The following is a 21,499-nucleotide window of genomic DNA, read 5'->3' on the forward strand; positions in this document are numbered from 1 at the left end:
TCCGATCTTCCACAGGTTTCTTAAGCGGCCTGTCATCGGCGCGGACCAGCATGGACACGTCGCCGCAGAGTGGGCTGGGAGGCCCTCGGCGGCAGCAGGCGTGTAGTGACCGTTCCTCCCTTGGTGTTTCCCTTCGCAGTAAACCCTTCAGGAGAAGATCATGAACAAGTACAAGACCCTGGCCGCGCTGGTTGCCACCGCGCTGCTGGCCACTGCCGGTGCCGCTTCGGCCCAGACCGCCGTCACCGGCGGCGGCGCCTCGCTGCCGGCCGACCTCTACAAGGGTTCGGCTGACAGCATCCTGCCGGCCAACTTCAGCTACGCCGTGACCGGCTCGGGTACCGGCAAGAAGGCCTTCCTGGAAAACAACTCGGCGCTGTTCTCCACCACCGGTACCGTGCACTTCGCCGGTAGCGATTCGGTGCTGAGCAGCACCGAGCTGAACACCTACAACAGCACCTACAACGTGTCCGGCGATGCCAACCGCTACGGCGCCCTGGTGCAGATCCCGTCGGTAGCCACCTCGGTCACGATTCCGTTCAACAAGGCCGGTTCGGCCGTTGACCTGTCGGTGACCCAGATCTGCGGCATCTTCTCCGGCAAGATCACCAGCTGGTCGAGCATCGACAGCGCCCGCAGCGGTGCCATCCAGGTGGTCTACCGTGGCGAGAGCAGCGGTACCACCGAGCTGCTGGCCCGCTTCCTGACCAGCGCCTGCAAGCCGGCCGACGTCTCCGGTACCGCGCTGAAGCTGACCAATGGCGTGCCGGCTTTCTCGGTGCAGTCGACCTTCGCCAACCTGTTCACCACGGTTCCGTCGAACTTCGTCGCTGCCCCGGCCACCGGCGGCACCTCGGTGTACAACGCCGTGTACGCTGCCGATGGCCGCATCGGCTACGTCGGCCCGGACGTGATCCCGAGCCTGACCGACGCCACCAAGGTCGCCAAGGTCAAGGGTTTCTCGCCGGACGAAGTGAGCGTGCAGGCGACCTTGGAAACCGTCGCTCCGCCGACCGATGCCGCCGCTGAGAACCCGGCCAACTGGGTGCCGGTGTTCGGCAACCCGAACGCGGGCTACCCGATCGCGGGCTACACCAACTTCGTGTTCGGCCAGTGCTACAAGAACGGCACCGTGGGCGCCAACATCCGCGGCTTCCTGACCCGCCACTACGGCAGCACGGTGATCAACGGCGTGGAGCAGGGCCCGAACGACGCCGCCATCCGCGCGCACAAGTTCATCCCGCTGACCAAGGCCTGGCGTGATGCGATCCGCACCCGCTTTGCGACCGCCACCAACGCCGGGGCCGTGAACAACCCCAGCACCTGCTCGGGCATCGGCCGTCCGCTGTAACTGCGATTGCTTTGGTAGTTGCAGGAAACGCACAAGGGCGCCGGCAGCAATGCCGGCGCCTTCTGCGTATGTCCGCTGCATGACAGTGATGCGCCTGTCGCCTTCACGCCGCCGCCACCGTCTATGAGGTGCAGGGCGTGCCTGGCGCAGGCCCATCCGTACACGCCGCCGCCAGCGCGGCCCATCAGGTTGACGAGGTCCCCGATGTCGCACCCGCATTCGCCCACCGCCCATTTCCCTGCTGCCCTGTGGCGAAGCCACCCGATGGCCTGGGCCGTCGCAGTGGCCCTGGGCAGCGTGGTGGCTCCGGCCACTCAGGCCCAACAGGCGTTCAGCCCCGGCTGGTTCGCCGAGCGCGGTGCGGCGCAGGGCGCGGCCGCACAGAGCGGGCGCATGCCCAATGGTGTGCCGATCCAGTTCCAGCTACCCGCGCAGCAGCAGGATGCGGCACGGCAGAAGCTGCAGCAGTCGATCGACAACCTTGGTACGGCCGCGCAGGCCATCGCCCTGCAGCAGCGCCTGCAGGAACAGGCACGGCAGGCGCGCCGCGAGGCGGGATTCGTAGTGGCCGATGGCCTGGGCAAGGATGGCCTGAAGGTTGACGAGAATCCGTTGACGCGTGGCTGGATCAATGCGCGCGACGCGATCCAGTCGCAGGCGGCCGACGGGCGGGTGCTGGTCAACATCGAGCAGACCGCCGACCAGGCGATCCTGAACTGGGAAACCTTCAACATTGGTGGCAACACCACACTGAATTTCCTGCAGAACCCCGACTGGGCCGTGTTGAACCGGGTCAATGATCCCGCCGCAAGGCCCAGCCAGATCCTTGGCCAGCTGAAGGCCAATGGCACGGTGTTCGTGGCCAACCGCAACGGTGTGGTGTTCGGCAACAACAGCCAGGTCAATGTCCGCAATCTGGTGGCAGCGGCCGCACGCATCAGCGATGCGCAGTTCCGCGAGCAGGGCCTGTACAGTGCCGACGCGAACACCTCGGCGCTGACCGACGCCGTGGGCAAGGTCATGGTCGAACGCGGTGCGCGCATCACCACGCACGAACCGACCACGGCTACACGGGGCGGCGGTTATGTGCTGCTGGCTGGCCACAGCGTGGAAAACGCGGGCCAGATTGAAACCCGCAAGGGACAGACCCAGCTGGCCGCCGGTGACAGTTTCGTGATCCGTCGCGGCGTGGGAACCGCCCAGAACACCGCGTCCACCACCCGCGGCAATGAGATTGCCCCGCGCTTCGTCGCTGACAGCACGGCGGGCAGTGTTCGCAACAGTGGTCTGATCCAGGCGCGCGAAGGCGATGTCACGCTGGCCGGCCGCACCGTCGAGCAGGCCGGCGTTGCGGTTGCGACCACCACGTTGAACCAGCGCGGTACGGTGCACCTGTTGAACTCGGCGTCCGATGCGGCCGGCAGCGTGACCCTGGCCGCCGGCTCGACCACGGCAGTACTGCTGGAAGACGACGGCAAGAGCACGGCGCTGGACAGCCAGCGCAACGCGCTCATCAAGGAATCGGCCGAGCAGGACAAGCTGCGCGGTTCCAGCAACAGTGGCACCTTCGACAATCTCTCGCGCCTGCAGGACCGCCGTGAGCAATCCCGCATCGAAGTCGTCTCCGGCGGCGATGTGAACTTCCAGGCCGGTTCGCTGGCGGTGGCCACCGGCGGCCAGGTGATCGCCGACGCCAGCCGGCGCAGCTATCTGGATGATGGCGCGCGCGTGGACGTCTCCGGTGCGGTGGGTGTGCAGGTGGCGATGGAAAGCAACAACGTCAAGGTGAAGGTGCAGGGCAATGAGTTGCGCGATTCGCCGGACAACCGGGACAGCGGCAAGCTGATCAGCAGCGAGGTGTGGATCGACCGCCGCCAGTTGACCGAAGTTGCCGCCGGTACCGGCGGTTATGAAGGCACGCGCTGGTATGCCGGCGGCGGCCTGCTGGAAGTGGGTGGCTACCTGGACAATCAGGGGCATTCGATCAGCGAATGGGCGGCGCAGGGCGGCACCGTCCAGCTGGCAGGCAAGGAAGTGGTCAGCCACGCCGGTTCGCGCATCAATCTGGCCGGTGGCAGCCTGGATGTGCAGTCCGGCGTGGTGCAGCAGAGCTGGCTGCGTGGCCGCGACGGGCAGTTGTACCGGCTTGATGATGCACCGGCCGAGATGCTGTACGACGGTCTGTACCAGGGCTATGAAGTGAAGCAGGAGCGGTGGGGGGTGACCGAATCGTTCCGCAATCCGCTGGTGGCACCCACCCAGCGTTTCGACAATGGCTATACCGTGGGACGCGATGCTGGCCGCCTGTTGATCTCGGCGCCCACGGCCGTTCTGCAGGGCCAGGTGGATACGGTGGCCTTCCAGGGCGCACAGCAGACGCGCCGGCCCGATCAGGAGCAGGAGGGCTACGCGCAGGCACAGACGGCGGTGGCCCGCAACGCCCAGCTCTGGCTCGGGCGTTTCGACAACAGCGGGCGCAGCGCGGTGTTCGACTCGAATGTCCGCATTGGAGCGCTCCAGGCCGACACCCGGCCGTGGACGCTGCAGGCGCCAGTCGGGGAAGCACAGCGCAATACCGTGTGGTTGGACAGTGAGGTGCTGAGCGCCCAGCGATGGGGGCAGGTGGACCTCGCATCGGCCGGTCGTATCGACCTCGATGGCACGCTCAGGTTGCAGGAGGGCGGCCGGCTTGGACTCACCGCAAGCCGCGTCAACTTTGGTGGAACGGTGCAGATTGCCGGCGGGCAGGTGGAAGCCGGAAATCTGCTTGCGGCGCTTGGCGGGCCCACGGCATTGCTGACGTCCGGACGTGGTGCGGTGGATGTTGCGGCTGGCGCACGGATCGATCTTGGCGGCGGTTGGGGCAACGCGCTTGCTGCGCCGGATGGCGGTCCCGCACAGGCGTGGATCGACGGCGGACAGGTGCGCTTCAACAGCAGCCACGATATCCATGTGGGCGAGCGGGCCGCGATTCTGGTCGATGGCGGCGGCGCGATCGATGCCAGTGGCAAGGGGCGCGTAGGCAAGGGTGGCAGTGTCAGCCTGCTCGCGGCCAGCACCGAGGTTGGCACTGACGGCAGCGGACGGATCCGTATCGGCGAGGACGCACGCTTCAGCGCGCTCGGCAATGGCAGCGGCAACTTCACGTTGGCAACCGGCGGTGTGGTGTCCATCGGCGCGCCTGGCACGGATGCATCGGCGGCGTCGCTGCGACTGCAGCCAGCACTGTTCAGGAGTGGGTTTGCCGGCTATGACATCGCCGGTCACAACGGATTGACGGTTGAAGAAGGTACCCAGCTGCAGGTGGAACGACCGGCGCTGCGGCTGGCCGAAGGCGCACAGCAGGCACTGACCCGCGAGCTGGGCGTGCAGGCCTGGACGCCGTCGCTGTATGAGGCCGATCCGAGCAGCGGGCGTGTGTCGCAGCGCGGCGGTGCGCGCCTGACACTGCGCGCCGGGCATCTGCTGTCCACGGCCGATCTGCGCGTTGGCAAGGGCGCCAGGATCGAGGTCGACCCGGGCCAGTCGATCGAACTGTTCAGCGCCGGCAACGTGAAGGTGGCCGGCAACCTGAAGGCGGCCGGCGGCCGCATCCGCCTGGATGAGGCATTCGATCCGTCGGGCGTACGCGGCGATGCACGCCGCGAGCGCCAGTGGACAATCGCCGAAGGCGCACTGCTTGACGTGAGCGGCGATAGCGTTTCCCTGCCCGACGCGCGCCGGACATTGCGCGGACAGGTGCGCAAGGGTGGAACGATCGAGATCGGGGGGGCGCTGGACTGGGAAGACCAGGACAACGTACGCCACCTGCCGCCCGATACCTTCGTGGTGGTGGAGCGCGGTGCGCGGCTGGACGCGTCCGGTGCTTCGGCGCTGCTGGACATTGATGGCAGCGGGCGCACCCGGGTGGACAGCGATGGCGGCAGCATCGTGCTGCGCGCGGGCAATGCGCTGTACCTGCAGGGCGAACTGGACGCAGCAGCGGGCGGCGACGGCGCGCGCGGCGGCACCCTCGGTGTTGCCTTTGGGGGCGGCACCTACGGCAGAACGGCAGTGGGCAAGGACGTGCTGGCGCCGCGGGTGATCTCGCTGACCCAGCACGCCGCGCAGACGGCGGACCTGCCTGCACGCCTTGAGTACGGCCATGCGGCACTGTCGGTGGAGCAGATCGAGGCCGGTGGTTTCGATCATCTGGCCCTGTTCGGCGACTTCCGCGCCCAGGGAGATGTCAATCTGCGCATGGACCAGAGCCTGCGCATCCATGGCATGAATGAGCGCGCCCTGGGGTTTGCGGAAGGCAACAGCGAGGGCAGCCGCCTGTTGCTGAGCGCGCCCTACGTGCGCCTTGCGCAGGGACGCTGGTGGCAGCCGGCGGGGGAGGGCACGCTGCGGCCGGTCGAGGCGCGGTTCGACGAAGGGAAGCAACATCGTTTCGATGTGAAGGCGAACCTGATCGACCTGCGCGACGTTAGCTGGCTGGCGGGCTTCGACCATGTCAACCTGGACAGCCGTGGCGACATCCGCCTGCTGGCACCGGGAGCCAGCAGCGCCCAGGAAACTTCGTTATCGTCCCCGGGTTCGATCGATATCAGTGCAGCCCGTCTGTACCCGGCGGCCCGGGCGCGCGGGCGCATCGTCGCTGGCGTTGCGGACATCGGTCCGTCGGGACAGCCTGCCTGGCAGAACCCGGAGGCTGTATTGCGCATCCACGGCGTTGGCAGTGCCACGCAACCGGCACCGGATTCGGCATTCGGCCGCCTGGAACTGGTCGCGGCGACGGTGGTGCAGGGCGGCAACGTGCAGGCGCCGTGGGGCCGCGTCCAACTGGGTGGCGGTGAAAGAAGCACCAATCGCGCCAGCCGCGTCGACCTGCTGGGTGGCAGCGTGACCTCGATCAGTGGCGCCGGCCTGGCGCTTCCGTTTGGCGGTACCGTGGACGGTGTGACATGGCGCCGGAACGGCGCCGAGTTCGATGTGCTGGTTCCTGGATCGATCGATGCCCCGATCGGTGTGGACATCGTCGCCAACGCCTTCAACGGTGCCGCAGGCAGCATCGTGGATGTCTCCGGCGGAGGTGAGTTGACCGGCGCTGCGTTCGTCGCCGGGCGCGGTGGCTCGGTCGATGTCCTGCGGCATTCGTTGGCGGATGCCAATCCACGCTATGGCTTCAGTCGCGCGGGCAATGCGGTCTACGCAATCGTGCCGGGCCGAGCGGACGTGCAGGCACCGCTGGCGACCGGTGACGGCAGCGTCGATCCCCGTGTCGGCCAGGAGATCGTCATTCCGGACGGCGTGCCTGGACTCCCGGCGGGAACCTACACGTTGCTGCCGGCGAACTACGCATTGCAGAAGGGCGCATTCCGCGTCGAGATCGGCGCCGAGAGCGCGCTGGGCAACGTCTCGCCGGTGGCGACCGGCACCGGCTCCTGGCGCATCAGCGGGCACCGCGCGCAGGGCCTGGGCGGGGCGGTGTCGCAGTTGCTCACCGACCTGGTGCTGACACCAGCGGAGGCGGTTCGCCGCCACGCCGGCTACAACGAAACCTCCTACAACGCGTTCGTGCACGGCGTGGCCGAGCGGCGTGGCGAAGCGCTGCGCTGGCGGACGGTGGATGCCGGGAGCCTCAACCTGGTGTTCGGTGAAGGCGCAGGACGGTCGGGTACCCCGGCGGCAACCTTCCTCGGCCTGTCCCGCTTTGGCGCCGGCAGCAGTGACGGGCTCGGCGGCACGCTCTCGGTCAATCTGCGTGTCTCCAATGGTGCAGCGCTGGAGATCGCCAGCGAGGGCGCCGATGCCGCCAGCGGGCGCGGCGCTACCGTCTCCGATACCACGCTCAATGCATTCCGTCCGGTAACGATGCTGATCGGCGGCACGCTGCGGCGCGATGCAACCACCTATGCGCTGGAGGGCGGCGCACAGCACATCGTGGTGCGCAACGGCGTCAACCTGACGGCGCAGGAAGTGCTGCTGTCGGCCGCGTTCGGAGGCAGGGGTATCCTGGTCGAGCAGGGCGTTTCGATCGACACCCTGTCCCAGTCGGGCCCGTCGAGCGTGGCGCAGCCCACGGCGCCCTACCTGGTCGCGGGCGGCCTGCTTGCCGTGTCCAACCAGCGCCTGACGGCGCTCAGTGCACAGGGCGGAAGTGCCGGCGGGCCGGTAGCGATCGACATCGGCGGTTGCGAGGCGGACTGCAGTGGGCAGACCCGCTTGCTGTCGGCGGGCAGCATCAACGTGGTCACCGACGGCGCCTTGAACATGGGTGACTCGCTGAGCTATGGCACGCGCCAGCTCGGCCTGGGCATGTCCGCACTCAACCTGGGCAGCACCGAGGCCATTGCGATGGCGTCGGCGGCCGGCGGCCTGCCCACGGGCATGACCATGAACCAGGAGGTGCTGCAGCGGTTGCTGCGCGGAAACACCGCCATCGGCGCTCCCGCACTGGAGGCGCTCAGCCTGACCGCGCGTGATGCCATCAACGTGTTCGGCAGTGTCGACCTGGATACGCGCGATGGCGCGACCGGTCGCAGCAGCCTGCGCAATCTGGTGCTGGGTGCGCCGGCCATCCACGGCTATGCTGCCGCCACCGACCGCGCGCGCATCTTCGCCGACACGCTGGTCTGGGATGGGACACTGACCGGCACCGACCTGCCCGGCGGCGAGCTGGCACAACCGCCCGGCGAGGCGATGGTGGGCCGGCTCGGCCAAGGGCAGCTGGAGATCAATACACGGGTGCTGGAACTGGGGCGTGCGCCGTTCACCCGCCCCAACTCGTCTGTGGCGGCCGGTCGCCAGGTGCTCGGCTTTGCCGGCGTTACCCTGGCAGCGTCGGACCGCATGCTGTTCTCGGGCAAGGGCAGCCTCGATGTGTTCCAGCAGCAGGGCGACTATCTGCCAGGCAGCGGCTGGCAGTTCAGTGGCGGCGCGCTGGACATCGTCACTCCGCTGCTGACCGGTGATGCCGGTGCGCAGCTGGCAATCCGCAATGGCGGTACGGTGCAGCTGCGCGGCGCCGCGGCGACCGCGGGCAGCGATGCGTTGGGTGCCGAGTTGTCCATCACGGCCGAACGCGTTGTGATCGACAGCAGGGTGGCGTTGGCGTCCGGCAGGTTCGAGGCCAACGCACGCCAGGGCGTGGTGCTTGGCAGCAATGCAGTGCTGGACATGGCAGGGCGCAAGGTCAGCCTGTTCGACGTGGACAAGTACAGCTGGGGCGGTGACGTGGCGCTGTCGAGCCGCGAAGGTGACATCGTTGCCGACGCGGCGTCGCGGATCGATCTTTCCGCCCGCAACAACCGCGGCGGCCGCTTGACCGTTGCTGCGCTGGGCCCGCAGGGCGGCCGTGTCGATCTGGCAGGTTCGTTGCTTGGCGGTGCCAGCGGCCGCTACGACGCCGGTGGCACCGAAGTGCCCTATGACGGTGGCGAAGTGGTGGTGCGCGCACGCCAGTTGCAGGACTTCTCCGGGCTCAATACACGGCTTACCGCCGGTGGTATTACCGGTGGCCGGACCTTCCAGTTGAGCGAAGGCGACCTGGTGATCGGCGATGAGGTGAAGGCCCGCAACGTTGATATCAGCGTCGATGGCGGCAGCCTGCAGGTCAATGGCCGCGTTGATGCCAGTGGCGAACAGGTCGGCAGCATCCGCCTGTCCGCCCGCGACGTGCTGCGTATCGATGGCACATTGGACGCGCATGGCAGCGCCTTGCGCGTGGACAGCTACGGCAAGATCATCGACAGCCCGAACCGGGCCATGATCGAACTGACCTCGGCCAACGGCAGCCTGCAGCTGGGTGCGGCTGCCTCGATGGACCTGCGCGCCGGCACGTCGGTGGCCACCGGTAGCGGGCCGGGCCAGAACGACGGCCGCGCACGCGGCAGCGTCAAGCTCAACGTGCCCCGCGTGGGCAGCAACGATGCAGCGATCGAGGTGGCCAGCGGCATCCGCATCGCCGGTGCCGGCGACGTGCAGGTCAACGCCTTCCGCAGCTATGATTCGGCGCCTTTGGCCAGCGCTCCGGACGTGCATGGCCATCGTCCGCAGGTGATCAACCAGCAATGGTTGGATACGGTGGTGGATCCGGACAACAGCCAATGGATGAACGCCGCGCTGGCCAATACCGGATTGCAGCAGCGCATCTCCGCACTGGGCAGCTATCGCCTGCGCCCCGGTGTGCAGATCATGGCGCGAACCAGCAGTGACAACCCGCGCGGTGATCTGGTCGTGGCCGGCGATATCGATCTGTCCGGCTACCGCTACGGACCGCAGTCGAACCGGGCCGATCCTGCGCGCCGTGGCTTCGGTGAGTCGGCCGCGCTGGTACTGCGTGCCGAGGGCGACGTCAATGTCTACGGCAGCATCAACGATGGGTTCGCGCCACCGCCTGCCAATCCCGATGAAGACGGCTGGGTGTTGCTGGAAGGACGCAGTGCGGGTTCACCGAACACCGCGTTTGGCGGTGACCTGATCGTGCCGGGCGAGGGTGTCCAGCTCCAGGGTGGCACCGAGTTCCGCGCCGGTGCCACGCTGAATTATGCGCTGCCCTTCGAGGCGGTAACCCTGCCGGCCGGAACCGTGCTGCCGGCGGAGATGGTGTTGTCCGGGCCGCTGCTGCTGCCGGCCGGTACCGTGCTGGGCGCGGTAGTGACCACAGACAGCGGACAGGTGATGGTGGCCGGCACCGTGCTGGCACAGGCGCTGGCGTTGCAGTCCGGTGCCCGACTGGGTGCCGGTTTCCGCCTGCGCACGCCGGCGCCGTTGGCCGCACAGGTGTGGCCGGCCGGCGTCGCCCTGCCCGTGGCGATGAAGCTTTCAGGCGCGCTGAACCTGCATGCCGGTGCGATCATCCCGTCGATGACCAAGGTGGAGCTGCCAGGCGATGCACCGGTGAAGCTGCGGGCGGCCGATGCCAGCGGGCGCCAGGGGCGAAACTGGGCGCTGGCGGCGATGCTGCCCGAAGGCACCACCTCGTGGGACCTGACCGCGGTGGCCGGTGCTGATACGACCGCCGCCGATCCGCGTACCCGGCGCTGGGGGAGTGACGGCAGCATCGTGCTGGCCGACAGCCACTACAGCACCATCGGTACGGTGACCACGACGACGGAATGGAAGGGCGACCGCGTGATCACCGTGGATGGCTCGCTGGATCTATGGGGCGATGAGTCGTGGGTCGGAAAACCCGTAGCGGATCTCGCTCGGGAGCTTGGCATGACCGAGAGCGATGTCTGTGATTCCGGACCCTACTGCGGTCCGGCCCCGCGCCTGGTCGACAAGGAAGGCTCGTTGGCATGGTGGGGCGATGAATCGTGGGTCGGCCGCCCGGCTACGGAACTCGGGGCCGAGATGGGCATGTCGGAGGAAGAAATCTGCGCGGCGATGGGCTACTGCTATGGCGGCGGCACGTTGACTGAAGTCACGAGCTATGGCAAGCGCCTGGGTGCACCGGCCTGGAGCGTCCTGCGCACCGGCAAGGGTGACCTGGCGCTGCTGGCCGCGCAGGATGTGCGCATGAAGTCCGGTTTCGGTGTGTACACCGCAGGTGCGCCGACGGCGCTGGGTGATGGCCGTGACACGCAGTTCACCCCGGGGCGGGCCCCAGTGCCCAGGAACACCGCGCTGCTGGGCCCGGTCCAGGCGTCCGGCCGCTACGATGCCGCCATCGCCACTTACCAGGCGTGGTATCCCGACCAGGGTGGCAATCTGCACGTGCAAGCGGGCCGCGATATCACCGGTGATACCTGGAGCGCGCGCGCAGAGGCGGGCACGCCGCAGCGCGACCAGGCCGGGCATTCCAGCGCCGCGGTGGGCAACTGGTTGTGGCGCCAGGGATCGGGCACGACTGCTGGTGTAGTGCAGAGCGCAACCAGCTGGTGGATCAATTTCGGTACCTACAGCACGGTGGGCCCTGAGCTGGATGCGACGCCTCGCCTGGTCGGCTTTACCGGTTTCGGCACGCTGGGCGGCGGTAATCTGTCCCTGGAAGCAGGCCGCCACTCGGGCGTGATCGCGCCGATGGGCAATGCTCTGGGATTGTTGACGGCGCCCCATTCCAGCGCGATCGTCGCGGCGGTCGGGTCGACCGGACGGGTCAGCAACGGTGAATTGCATCTGACGGGGGGCGGAGACCTGACGCTGCGAAGCGGCGGAGCGGTCAACCCCGGCCTGCGCGCAAGCGCGCAGCAGCCCGAAGGTTTCCAGCAGGATCTGGATCTCAACGGCACCGTGACCAATCTACGCGGCAGCACGCTGCTGCAGGCGGCGCGCATCGGCGGTCTCAGCGCGATACAAAGCAGCTACGGCACGTTGGGCCTGCACAATCCGTTCGTGGCCGACGCACCCGTTGCGATGGCCGGGCCGGTGCTGGCGCTGGGCGATTCCACCGCCCAGGTGCAGGCGCGCGGCGATGTGGTACTGGGTAGTGCCGCCGATCCCGGCCGGGTTCCCGTGGCCAACTTCAACGATATCCTGCTGGAAGGGGGCGGTCACGCGTCGGGCACAAGCTGGTTCTCGCTGTGGACGCCGCGCACCGCGCTCGACCTGTTCTCCGCAGGCGGAAATCTCTCGCCGGGCCTGGTTGGCACGCAGCACACGACCGGCAGCAACCAGGGTAGGGAGGTGATCAGGATCAACCCCAGCAATGGCGATGCCTATCTCAACTACTGGTTGTATCCCTCCCGGTTCACGGCCATCGCGGCCTCCGGGAACATCAATCTCGCCAGTCTGCGCAGTGGCAGCGTGCCCGATGCCCAGGACGTCATCGTGCTGGCGCCCTCGGCGTCGGGTCGGCTGGAGGTATTGGCGGGAGGATCGATCCTGGCTACCGACCGGGCCACTCAGATTGTGCGCTCAAGCAGTGATGCCCGTGTCCCCGGCCCATTCAATCCCGGCTTCATCGCGCAAGGCCCCGGAAACGCGGGAACCGTGCGCAGCAATGTACCCGCGGACGGGAACGGCGCCAGTCCTGGCACTACGCTGCCGTACTTTGCCTTCGGTCCCAATACCGCGCTCGGCGTGCTGTTGCCAACCACACCGACCGTGGCCAGCCGGTTCTATGCAGTGGCCGGCGATATCATCGGGCTGGGAAGCGGCGACAGGCGGCAACTGTCGCGCAATGCCGAGAACGGCGCGCGTACCGTATTCGACTGGTACGAAGCGGGCTCGGCGGTACAGCTGCGCGCCGGTCGCGATGTGATCGGCGCGGATGTCACCGCGCTCAACACCAGCGGTACCGATATCAGCGGGATCGAAGCGGGCCGGGACATCATCCGCAGCAACCTGACGGTTGCCGGCCCCGGCAACGTCGAAGTGAGTGCGGGCCGGCAGCTGCGCCAGGAAGAGGCCGGAAGCATCGTGAGCCTGGGCGGCGTCGTGCAAGGCGATGCCCGTCCCGGCGCCAGCATCGCAGTGACTGCCGGCAACCAGGGCATTGATTTCGATGCACTGCGCACGCACTACCTGGATCCGGCCAACCTCGCCGATTCCTCGCAGTCGTTGGCTGCGCAGCCGGGCAAGGCGGTGAAGATCTACGACAAGGAGTTGAGGGAGTGGCTGCAGCAGCGCTTCGGTCTGGCGGTTGATGGCGCCGAGGCCCTGGCAGCATTCGACCGGCTGCCGAAGGAACAGCAGCGCATCTTCCTGCGCCAGGTCTACTACGCCGAACTGCGTGAAGGTGGCCGCGAGTACACCGATGCCGAAGGTCCGCGTTTCGGTTCTTACCTGCGCGGCCGCGAGGCCATCGCCACGCTGATGCCGGACAAGGATGCGACGGGGGCGACGATCCAGCGCACCGGCGACATCCTGATGTACGGAGGCTCCGGCGTGCGTACCGAAGCCGGCGGCAACATCGAGCTGATGGCGCCGGGCGGACAGATCGTGGTGGGTGTGCAGGGCGTGGTGCCGCCGGCCAGTGCCGGGCTGGTGACCCAGGGACGGGGTGACATCCGGCTGTTCAGCCAGGACAGCGTGCTGCTGGGCCTGTCGCGGGTGATGACAACGTTCGGCGGAGACATCCTGGCCTGGTCGGAGCAGGGTGACATCAACGCCGGTCGTGGTTCGCAGACCACGTTGTTGTACACGCCACCGCGCCGCGTCTATGACGGCTGGGGCAATGTGCTCCTGTCGCCGCAGGCCCCGGCCAGTGGTGCAGGCATCGCAACGTTGAACCCCATTGCCGAAGTGCTGCCGGGCGACGTCGACCTGATCGCGCCGCTGGGCACCATCGATGCGGGCGAGGCTGGCATCCGCGTCTCGGGCAACATCAACCTCGCCGCGCTGCAGGTGCTCAACGCCGCCAACATCCAGGTACAGGGTGAAAGCAAGGGCCTGCCGGTGCTGGCCACGGTCAACGTCAACGCGCTGGCCTCGGCCAGTGCAGCAGCCAACAGCGCCAGCCAAGCGGCACAGGATGTGATGCGCAAGAGCCAGGATGATGCGCGGCGCAACCAGCCATCGGTGATCAGTGTGCAGATCCTCGGTTTCGGCAGCGGCACCAGCAGCATCAACCCGCCGGCGCGTGGCAATACTGCCAACGCTGGCTATGACGCCAACAGTGCCTTCCAGTTCCCGCAGGCAAGTCGCGACGAGGGCACGCAGCGCCGGTAGGCCTCTTGCAAGCGTGCCGACCAACGGTCGGCACCAAGGTAGATCCACGCCTTGCGTGGATGCGATCGGGCCGGAAGAACGAACAGCATCGGGCCAGCCGCCACGGAGCGGTGGCGGCCCCAGCCAGGACGGCACGGAGGGCAGGGAGCGGCCATCAGCGGTGAGGACCACCGACACAACGCCGCCGGGTGCAGGAGAGTGCCCGGCGGCAGGCGGGGGGATCCATGCAATGCGCGGATTCCGGAGCCAACAACAATGCCGACCAACGGTCGGCACCCACCAAGGCACGGTCGGCACCCACCGTAGATCCAGGCCGTGCGTGGATGCTTTGCCTGGGAAGAATCCTAAAGCTCCAGCACCCGCCGGTAACTCAGCGGCCCACGCCCATCGCGCAGGCCCAACCGCAGTTCAAGTCCGGTGGCCGGCATTACCTCGCCTTCGCTCGGCAACACGGCCCATCCCGTTCCTGGCTGCCAGGCCCGCACCTCGAACCGCTGCACCCCGCGCGCCACAGCGATACCCTTCGACAGTTCCGGCGCCGGCAACGGATACTGGTCCGTAGCCGTACCACTGGCCCGCCACAGCGTATTGCCTTGTCGCCACCAGCGTACCCGCTGCCAGTGCAGCCCATCGCTGCCGACACTGCGGGTGATCTCCAGCGCGAAGCTCCCATCCGGGTGCCGCTCGCTCACCAGTGAAGGAGGCAGCAGCCGCTGCGGTTGATCGCCCGGGCGCACGGCACCGTTCATCAACGCATCGTCTGCGCGCATTTCGATATCACGCTGGAACTGCTGCAGCATGCGCAGCGCCGTCGTGGTTTCTGCATCAGCCTGGCGCAGGCGCTGGTCGCTGTTGGCCACGCTGTCGAGCGCCCGCCAGCAGATCAGTGCCAGTACGCCCATGATGGTGATCGCAATCATCACCTCGATCAGGGTGAAGCCGCGGACGGCGCGCCTCATTGCGCCGCCGTCCATGGCAACTGCATTCGCGCCAGCGACTGCCGAGGAGCGTCCTCGGCAACCACACTCAGTTCCAGCTGCGGCTGGCCATCGTTGCCCGTGCCCAGATGCTGAAGCACCAGGAAGCTGCTGCGCCCCTGCACACAGCGTTGCCGGGCATCCTGCGGTGCCTGTCCGCTCAGGCGCAGTTCCTGCCAGCGATCCTGCGCACACATCAGTGCCAGGCGACGGTCACGCAGCCGTGACTGATCGTCAGTCGCCACTGCCACCGAGCGCATCACCGCCGCCAGTGCAATCGATACGATCGCCAATGCGATCAGCACTTCGATCAGGGTGAATCCGCGCGCCGCCTGCTTCATTGCACGACCTGCAACTGTCCGCTGCCATCATCACGAAGACGCAGTTTGCGACCATCCAGCGACAATCCAAGCTCCCAGGCGATACCGATCCACTCTGGGCTCAGCTCAATGGGGTTGGCGGGCTGCACCGCAATGCCCGTTGCCTGCCACTTCTGCGGACGCAGCAGATCATCGTGTTCAACGGTCACCCAACCGCTGCCTTCGCGGCGGCTGAAACGATAGCCGTTGGCGTCGGCCTGCCAACGCAGGGGGCGGCCATCGATGCGCGCCTCATCGCGCGCCACCTGCAGGCGCTGCGCCAACCGCTCGGCTTCCTGCCGCAGCTGCCGGCCCGGGTCGAGCAGGCTGCCCAGGCCCAGCCCGATTCCGGCCGTGCAGATGCCGATGATCACCAGCACCACCATCAGTTCCAGCAGGGTGAAACCACGCGGCACGCGCTGCATCGACGTTGCCTCCTGTCTGGGTCGATACCTGCCAGCGTAGGCCGGCATGATGAAACAAAAGCGTCAGCCACAGCTGTTAGCGTGGGCGGACACGAACGTGGCGGTGGTGCGGAACATGGATGGCAGGCGCTGGGATCGCAATCGCATACTGACCCTGCTGGCGGCGACGCTGCTGCTGGCCGTGGTGGCCTATTGGGGTGTCACCCTGTCTGCCGTGGCGCCAGCGGCCGCGGCCAGCGAGGCGAAGGCCGTGGCGCCGGTACGGCCGATGTTCGATGCAGTGGCTAGCCTGCCGCTGGTGCGGCTGCTGTCCCCCGGTGCAGTGCAGACCGAGGTGGTGGTGCTGGGCGTGATGGCCGGTGACCATGCGCCATTGGCCCTGCTCTCGGTGGATGGACGCCCGGCGGAAGCGTATGCGCCCGGCCAACGGCTCGGACCTTGCACGGTGCTGGCCAGCATCAGTGCCAGCGCGGTGGAACTGAACCAGGCCGGGCAATCGCGCAGCTTGCCGGTGCCTGAGCTGCCGCCGGTGCCGATCGATGGCATCGTGCCGGCCGCACTGTAGAGCCGAGCCTACGCTCGGCTGCGCCTGGAAGAACAGTCGAGCATGGCTCGACGCTACAGAATCCTGCCGGGCTGGGGCTTTGCACCGCGACTGTGCAGGCTCAGCGCGCCGGGCGCTGCGGTACCACCGAACGACCAAAGGCATCGCCCATGCGCTGTCGTGTGCCTTCCAGGTTGTACTGCATCAGTTGGTTGCCGGGCTGCCGCATCAGGCGTTCGGCCTCCGGCAGCGCCGGTGATTTCGCCGTTTTCGATGCCGGCGCAAGTTTGCGCTGCAGGCAGTCCCAGGCCGGAATGCGCTCGCCATTGACCTGTACTTCGATGCAGGGCGCGGCGCCTTCCTGCTTCTTCGCCTCGTCGGCGCGAAGCGGGGCCAACGCCAGCAGCAACGCAAGGGTGAGGGCAGCGCGCAGTTCCACCATCAATGATTCACGCATCTCGAATCTCCCGCAGCAATCGACGTTCTGCAATGAAGACGTGTGGCGAAGGCAGGTTCCGCCTGCGTGCGTTGCGGCGCTGTCAAAAGATGACAGTGCTGTCATAAAACTGTTGGCGGTTTTGACGCGACGTGCACGTCCTGTTGGTAGACCCACGCGCCGCTCCATGGCCATTACCTTCGATACGACGCGATGCCTTCGATGACTCCTGTTCCGTGCCGAGCCGTCCGCCTTCCCTTGCGCCTGCATCCCCTGGTGCTGGCCCTGGCCGCGATGCCGCTGCCGTTGTTCGCGCAGGAGGCAGCGCCTGCGCCCAGCGTGAACATCAATGAATACATCGTACGTGGCAATACCGTGCTCGATCCGCGCCAGATCGAGCGCGCGGTCGAGCCCTTCCTCGGCCCGGGAAAGACCCTGGCCGATGTCGAGAAGGCACGCGATGCAGTCAATGCGCTGTACCAGCAGGCGGGCTACCAGTCGGTCTATGTGGAGCTTCCCGAGCAGCAGGTCAGTGGTGGCGTAGTGCTGCTGAAGGTACAGCAGACACCGATCGGCCAGCTGCGGGTCGTGGGAACGAAGCACGAATCGCCCGAGCGCATCCGCGAACGCGTACCAGCGCTGGCGGAAGGCAAGGTGCCGGACTTCGACCAGGCCCAGAAGGAACTGACCGCGCTGAATGAGGGCGGGCGTCGCCAGGTGATGCCGCTGGTGCGCGAAGGCCAGGTGCCGGGCACGATGGATGTGGACCTGCAGGTCGAAGAAAAGTCGCCGTGGCGTGCCAGCGCGTCACTCAACAACGACCACAGCGCCGACACCGAGAAGCTGCGCCTGAGTGCATCGCTGGCCTACGACAACCTGTGGAAGCGCGGGCACAGCGCCAACATCGGCGTGTATCTGGCACCGGAAGACACCAAACAGGCCAAGGTGTTCTCGGCCTCGTACACGATGCCGTTCGAAGGCACGCCGTGGAGCCTGGAAGCGTCCGGCTACAAATCCGACAGCCGCGTGCTGAACGCGGGTGGGCAGGTGGGTACCGGCACCGGTACCAACGTGATCGGCAACGGTCACTCGATCGGCCTCAAGCTCAACTATCGACTGGCCGGCAGCAGTCAGTGGTGGCGCCAGCTCAGCCTTGGTGTGGATTTCAAGGACACCGAGGAAGATACCCAGATGGGCAAGGACAGCCTGAAGACGCCGCTGAAGTACGCGCCTATCACGCTGGCCTTCGTGGGCGTGCGCCAGGGCGAGCAGGATCAGCTGAGCATCAACACACAGCTGGTGGCCGGCACCCGCCGCCTGTTCGGCTACGGCAGCGACGCCACCGCCTTCGGCCAGAAGCGCTATTGGGCCGACCCGAGCTTCGTGGCCTTCAAGGCCGACGTGGCCAACACCCACACCTTCGGCAACGACTGGCAGTGGTACGCACGTGGCTCACTGCAGGTGACCGACGCGCCACTGGTGTCGGCCGAGCAGTTTGCCGCCGGTGGCATGTACACCGTGCGCGGCTATCTGTCGGCCGAGGCGATCGGCGACTACGGCGGCCTGGCCAGCCTGGAATGGCGCACCCCGGCGTGGTCGCTGTGGAGCGGCACTGATCTGCGCGTCTACAGCTTTGCAGATGCGGCCTACCTGCGCCTGCGCCAGCCGCTGCCCGAACAGCGTGACAAGTACAACCTGGCCTCGGTCGGCCTGGGCGCGCAGATGCGCCTCGGCGAACACCTGCAACTGCGCCTGGACTACGCCTGGCCTTATGCCGATGGCCCGGTCACGCGCAAGGACGACCCGCGCCTGCATTTCAGCATCAGCACCAGTTACTGACCCTTCCCTTGAACATGCGTTCTCCGGAGACCCTTCGCATGGACCGTTTGCTTTCCCGAGTGTTGTTGCTGCTGGCCGCGCTGGTTGCGCTGCCGGTCGCTGCGGCCGATGCCAATTGGTGGCAGGCCGAATGGAAATACCGCAAGCCGATCACCGTCGACGCCGGCCCGCTGGGCGCGGGCCTGGCCGGTGACCCGGGTCGCACGCCGCTGCTGCTGCGCCTGCATACCGGCAACTTCGGTTTCGACGGCACCCAGGACGCGGGCAACGACCTGCGCTTCGTCTCGGGTGATGGCCGCACCGTGCTGGCCCACCAGATCGAACAGTTCGATCCCAGGCTGGGCCTGGCCCTGGTCTGGGTGGACGTACCGGCGGTCAGCGCCGCAGCACCGCAGACGATCTGGATGTACTACGGCAACGAGAAGGCCCCGGCCAGCGGCAATGGCCAGCAGGTGTTCGACCCGGACTACACGCTGGTCTACCACTTTGCCGAGGCCAATGCGCCGGCACGCGACACCACCGCCTATGGAAACAACGCCGGGGCCGTGGCGCCGCCGTCGGAAGGCTCGGTGATCGGCCGCGGCGTTCAGTTGGGCGCAGCCCCGCTGCCGCTGCCGACCAGCGCATCGCTTGCGCAGGAGGCGGGCGCGCCGCTCACCGTCTCGGCCTGGATCAAGCCGGGCAGCAACAACGCCGCACAGGCGATCTACGCCCGTCGTGACGGTGCTTCCGAACTGGTGCTGGGCATCGAGAACCGGGTGCCGTTCGTGCAGCTCAATGGCCATCGCAGCACGCCGGCACAGCCGATTCCGGAAGGGCAGTGGGCGCATGTGGCGCTGACTGCGGAGAAGGGCGCTCTGCAGCTGTACCTCAATGGCCGCGTGGTCGCACAGCTGAGCGGCGAATTGCCGGCGCTGGGCACCGCCCCGGTGGTGGGCGCCGATGCTCCTGGCGCGATGCAGCCGCTGGCCAATTTCGAGGGCGCACTGGATGAGCTGCGTATCTCGCGCGTGGCACGACCGGCGGCACTGCTGCTGGCCGATGCCACCGCACAGGGCGCCGACTCGCGCCTGATCAGCTACGGTGCCGACGAGCAGTCCGCCGGTCAGAGCCACTTCGCCTTCATCCTCAAGGCAATGCCGTTCGACGCCTGGGTGGTGGTGGCGATCCTCGGCCTGATGATGCTGCTGTCGTGGGCGATCATGATCGCCAAGGGGCGCCACTTCGGCCGCACCAGCAAGGCCAACGCGGTGTTCACCGAGAGCTTCGGCAAGTTGTCCGGCGTGCCGCTGCGCACCCTGTCCGACATGGACCGCCAGGGCAAGGCGCCGACCGCGATGCACGACGGTTCGCTGTGGCGGATCTACCAGGTGGCCATCGATGAAATGCAGCAGCGCCACCAGCGCGATGGCAACAGCGGTTACCTCAGTGGCGCCACCATCGCCGCGATCCGCGCCTCGATGGATGCGGTGATGGTGCGCGAGCAGGAAGCGATGGCACGGCGCATGAACTGGCTGTCGACCACCATCGAAGGCGCGCCGTACGTGGGGCTGTTCGGTACCGTGATCGGCATCATGCTGGTGTTCGTGGTGGCGGCGATGGCCGGCGCGGTGGACATCAATTCGGTGGCACCGGGCATGGCCGCGGCGCTGCTGTGTACCGCAGCCGGCCTCGGCGTCGCGATTCCGGCGCTGTTCGGCTACAACTACCTGGGTGCACGTGCCGAGGCGATCGGCGCCGACATGGCGGTGTTCATCGACGAGTTCGCCGCGCGCCTGGCCGAAGAGCAGGACGGGCGCGGCCCGGCCGCGGTCCAGGGCTGAGGGGCGCGCCATGGGCCAGAAGGCGAAGTTCGGCATCAAGAAGCGCGAGAAGGGCATCAACGTAACGCCCTTCGTCGACGTGCTGCTGGTGGTGCTGGTGATCTTCATCCTGACCAGCAACGCCTCCATCCCCGGCATCGAGGTCAACCTGCCGAAGGCCAGCAACAGCGTGGCACTGGAGAAGCCGAAGACCAAGGCGATCACCATCGACCCCAGTGGTCAGGTGTTCCTGGATGCCTATCCGGTGACGATGGCCGAGCTGGAAGACCGCCTGCGCACCGAGCGCGCGACCACGCCGGATTTCCCGGTGATCGTGCGCGGTGACGCGCAGGTGCAGTACGCCCGCGTCGTCGAGGTGCTGGACCTGCTGCGGCGGCTGGAGCTGGCCCAGGTTGGCCTGGTCACCGGCAAGGCGCAGGGCTGAGGCATGACGGCCCATCAATCCCCTCGGCCGGAGCCCGGCATGCGCGGTCGTCAGTTGCTGGTGACCGTCGCGCTGGTGCTGGCCGCCTTGCTGGTGCTCGGCATCGCCGTATGGTGGATGCTGTTCAAGGACACCGCCAGCACCCGCCGGCCGGTGGTGCAGCCGCCGATGCTGGCATTGCCGCCCCCCCCTCCGCCGCCGCCACCGCCGCCGGAAAAGCCACCGGAGCCGGAGACGCCGCCGGAAGAGACCATTCCCGAGCCGGAGCCGCTGGATCAACCGACGCCGGCGGAAGAGCCGACGCCGACCCCGGACAACGCCGACCCGGTGACGATGAATGCCGATGCGCAGGCCGGTGGTGACAACTTCGGCATCCAGTCCGGCAGTGGCGGCGGTTCATCCGGCGTGGGCCGTGGCGGCGCCGGCAATGCCACCTATGGGCGCTATCTCGGCTACCTGATGCAGCAGGCGATCTCGCGCGACGACAAGGTCAAGCGCCTGGCGTTCCAGCTGCAGGTGAATGTGTGGCTGTCCAACGATGGCCGCCTGGAAAAGGTCGAGCTGGTGCGTGGCAGTGGCAACGAGGAGGCCGACGCGGCCGTGCTCGATGCGCTGCGACGCATCGGCAAGGTCGACCAGGCACCGCCGCCGTCGCTCGATTTCCCCGCCCGCGTGCTGATCCAGGGCCGCCGGCCCGGGGCCTGATTCCCGACCTCCGTGATTT

The 21,499-nt window shown here is 67.4% G+C and carries 11 protein-coding genes; 7 read left to right on the forward strand and 4 right to left on the reverse strand.

Annotated elements, in window-relative coordinates:
* Nucleotides 1-160: 160 nt before the first annotated feature.
* Together AC5P8D_RS03260 and AC5P8D_RS03265 are read left to right on the forward strand one after the other, a co-directional pair.
* On the forward strand, nt 161-1,351 hold the full coding sequence (locus AC5P8D_RS03260) for a substrate-binding domain-containing protein (RefSeq protein WP_010485337.1): 1,191 nt from the start codon (nt 161-163) through the stop codon (nt 1,349-1,351).
* A gap of 204 nt (nt 1,352-1,555) precedes the next feature.
* Nucleotides 1,556-13,948, forward strand: coding sequence for a filamentous hemagglutinin family protein (locus tag AC5P8D_RS03265; protein WP_495203067.1), 12,393 nt, complete (start codon nt 1,556-1,558; stop codon nt 13,946-13,948).
* 344 nt (nt 13,949-14,292) lie between these two features.
* Here AC5P8D_RS03265 and AC5P8D_RS03270 read toward each other — a convergent pair whose 3' ends face one another.
* From AC5P8D_RS03270 to gspH, 3 genes are read right to left on the reverse strand one after another with little or no spacing between them, the layout of a single operon-like run.
* Nucleotides 14,293-14,907, reverse strand: coding sequence for a prepilin-type N-terminal cleavage/methylation domain-containing protein (locus tag AC5P8D_RS03270; protein ID WP_159360245.1), 615 nt, complete (start codon nt 14,905-14,907; stop codon nt 14,293-14,295).
* Entirely contained in the window at nt 14,904-15,266 is a 363-nt protein-coding gene (gene gspI, locus AC5P8D_RS03275) for a type II secretion system minor pseudopilin GspI (RefSeq protein ID WP_049480967.1), read from the reverse strand. The genes AC5P8D_RS03270 and gspI overlap by 4 nt, the downstream gene beginning before the upstream one ends.
* Nucleotides 15,263-15,709: a type II secretion system minor pseudopilin GspH gene (gspH, locus tag AC5P8D_RS03280; protein WP_049409494.1), complete on the reverse strand. Its 447-nt coding sequence runs from the start codon at nt 15,707-15,709 to the stop codon at nt 15,263-15,265. Before gspH ends, gspI begins: the two co-directional genes overlap by 4 nt.
* 115 nt (nt 15,710-15,824) lie before the next feature.
* On the opposite strand from gspH, the gene AC5P8D_RS03285 reads away from it, so the two are divergent.
* On the forward strand, nt 15,825-16,274 hold the full coding sequence (locus tag AC5P8D_RS03285; protein WP_043396221.1) for a general secretion pathway protein: 450 nt from the start codon (nt 15,825-15,827) through the stop codon (nt 16,272-16,274).
* Between the two features lie 100 nt (nt 16,275-16,374).
* Here AC5P8D_RS03285 and AC5P8D_RS03290 read toward each other — a convergent pair whose 3' ends face one another.
* Entirely contained in the window at nt 16,375-16,710 is a 336-nt protein-coding gene (locus tag AC5P8D_RS03290) for a hypothetical protein (protein ID WP_099559524.1), read from the reverse strand.
* 201 nt (nt 16,711-16,911) lie between these two features.
* Between AC5P8D_RS03290 and AC5P8D_RS03295 the strand changes: the two genes are divergently transcribed.
* Genes AC5P8D_RS03295 through tolA form a run of 4 tightly spaced genes read left to right on the forward strand, consistent with a single transcriptional unit; the run spans nt 16,912 to nt 21,480 of the window.
* Complete coding sequence (locus AC5P8D_RS03295; protein WP_331600831.1) at nt 16,912-18,528, forward strand: ShlB/FhaC/HecB family hemolysin secretion/activation protein; 1,617 nt, start codon at nt 16,912-16,914, stop codon at nt 18,526-18,528.
* A 38-nt stretch (nt 18,529-18,566) separates the two neighbouring features.
* Nucleotides 18,567-20,351 (forward strand): DUF2341 domain-containing protein, encoded by a 1,785-nt coding sequence (locus tag AC5P8D_RS03300; RefSeq protein ID WP_495203068.1) that lies wholly within the window; start codon nt 18,567-18,569, stop codon nt 20,349-20,351.
* Nucleotides 20,352-20,361: 10 nt separating this feature from the next.
* Nucleotides 20,362-20,775, forward strand: coding sequence for an ExbD/TolR family protein (locus tag AC5P8D_RS03305; RefSeq protein WP_005409874.1), 414 nt, complete (start codon nt 20,362-20,364; stop codon nt 20,773-20,775).
* Between the two features lie 39 nt (nt 20,776-20,814).
* Nucleotides 20,815-21,480 carry a cell envelope integrity protein TolA gene (gene tolA / locus AC5P8D_RS03310; protein ID WP_010485357.1) on the forward strand — a complete coding sequence of 222 codons (666 nt, stop codon included), beginning with the start codon at nt 20,815-20,817 and terminating at the stop codon, nt 21,478-21,480.
* Nucleotides 21,481-21,499: the final 19 nt, after the last annotated feature.

It is taken from the genome of Stenotrophomonas sp. YJH_SMC_101-4, from assembly GCF_059370395.1.

Coding starts and splice junctions, on each gene's coding strand:
- AC5P8D_RS03295 (WP_331600831.1), top strand. CDS start 16,912: ATGACTCCTGTTCCGTGCCGAGCCGTCCGCCTTCCCTTGCGCCTGCAT.
- AC5P8D_RS03285 (WP_043396221.1), top strand. CDS start 15,825: ATGGATGGCAGGCGCTGGGATCGCAATCGCATACTGACCCTGCTGGCG.
- AC5P8D_RS03290 (WP_099559524.1), bottom strand. CDS start 16,710: ATGCGTGAATCATTGATGGTGGAACTGCGCGCTGCCCTCACCCTTGCG.
- tolA (WP_010485357.1), top strand. CDS start 20,815: ATGCGCGGTCGTCAGTTGCTGGTGACCGTCGCGCTGGTGCTGGCCGCC.
- AC5P8D_RS03305 (WP_005409874.1), top strand. CDS start 20,362: ATGGGCCAGAAGGCGAAGTTCGGCATCAAGAAGCGCGAGAAGGGCATC.
- AC5P8D_RS03260 (WP_010485337.1), top strand. CDS start 161: ATGAACAAGTACAAGACCCTGGCCGCGCTGGTTGCCACCGCGCTGCTG.
- AC5P8D_RS03300 (WP_495203068.1), top strand. CDS start 18,567: ATGGACCGTTTGCTTTCCCGAGTGTTGTTGCTGCTGGCCGCGCTGGTT.
- gspH (WP_049409494.1), bottom strand. CDS start 15,709: ATGCAGCGCGTGCCGCGTGGTTTCACCCTGCTGGAACTGATGGTGGTG.
- gspI (WP_049480967.1), bottom strand. CDS start 15,266: ATGAAGCAGGCGGCGCGCGGATTCACCCTGATCGAAGTGCTGATCGCA.
- AC5P8D_RS03270 (WP_159360245.1), bottom strand. CDS start 14,907: ATGAGGCGCGCCGTCCGCGGCTTCACCCTGATCGAGGTGATGATTGCG.
- AC5P8D_RS03265 (WP_495203067.1), top strand. CDS start 1,556: ATGTCGCACCCGCATTCGCCCACCGCCCATTTCCCTGCTGCCCTGTGG.